The 1,318-nt window shown below is 49.2% G+C and carries 1 protein-coding gene; it reads left to right on the top strand.

The window, feature by feature from the left end; translation table 11 throughout:
• A partial coding sequence (locus tag KDK18_RS09675) for a hypothetical protein (RefSeq protein ID WP_257254699.1) occupies window positions 1-1,318 on the top strand: 1,318 nt, incomplete at both ends.

The following is a 1,318-nucleotide window of genomic DNA, read 5'->3' as shown; positions in this document are numbered from 1 at the left end:
GACAAATATTTGATAATGCTCAATGCCTTGAGCTTGACATTCACTGCGACCAACAAAATTTGGTACAGGAAAAAGACTACCGCTTTATTCAAGACCTGAAGCGTTATCCGAAACTGAAAATTGAATTTGATAGTCACAGCGAATTTTCTTACCTGGATGGGCGGTTATTTGAGGACAAAGCCAAGGTGAGAAAAACATTGAATCGACTGAGTGCTGAAGTCACTAAGTTAGATGTGGATAACATCAGAGAACGCCTGAAAGCCGGGGAAGGCTTGACCAAAGAAGAGGGGCAGCTGATAGCAGAATCACGACGAGCACTGCTTGATATCCAGTTGACGGGGGGCAGACGATGGGACATGGGCATACTCTCGCAGCCTGAACAATGGCGTGGTCAGCAGGATACTCTCACCAAGCTGTTAAAGGTTCAGGAAATCGGCACTTTGAGGGGGCAGGAGATTGATCTGGCACAGCTCGACTGGTTGATTAAGCAGCATGATAATGCCAGAACTCACCCCCGGGTAGCGATTGAAGGAGCCGGTCCCACGGGGCTGGCCCTGGCCTTGTCACAATTCGAAGCCGGTGCAGATGTCTCCGTCTTTGATAACAGAAGTACTGAACACGACAAGGGTCAGGTGGTCAGGCTGGATCTCAAATGGATGGATATGCTGAAGTTTTATCTGGGTGAACACTACTATGAGCTTTTTGGTGACGGTGAGGAAAGCAAGGGCATTGTTCGTTCCGACGGTCTTGGCGAGATAGCCATCCGCCATCTGGAAGAAGCATTTCATGATCGACTGACCGAGTTGAAGGCAAGGAATGATCAAACCCATGAGGGTGACGAGCCTTCCAGTCTGGAAAGAATGGCTGCTTTTGAGCTGGAGGGCGTTGAGTCGGGAGTGCAGGGCTACAAGGTCAGAGCACGTTATAACCCTGCTTATGGTGTGGCGCAACAGGGCAGAGCAGAGCATGACACCCCTGAGGAAACGGTTATGCACCGACCTGTGGATATGATCATTTGTGCCAGCGGGAAAAATAGCAGGCTGGGAAAAAAGTTCCTGAGTGATGGCATGGACGACTGGGGCAAGCCATACGCTGCTTGCAGCTGGGAAGGTAAACAAGGTGAGGAATTACCCAACCAGGGGCTGAATACCTTTAAGGATTTCAGGAGGACGGTGATCTTCAACAAAGGTTTTCATAAGCACTTCAAGGAGCAGCTTTACCGGGAGTTGCAGATGTTAAAAGAGTCTGATGACCCCATAAGGAACGTTGTCTTTCCAGAGGATTTGGAAAAATTGAAGAGCCGGACGTTATATAAGGG

The sequence above is a fragment of the Endozoicomonas sp. SESOKO3 genome (assembly GCF_024606255.1).
Note: the sequence above shows the minus strand (reverse complement) of the source record. Positions and strands in the feature narration are given on the sequence as shown.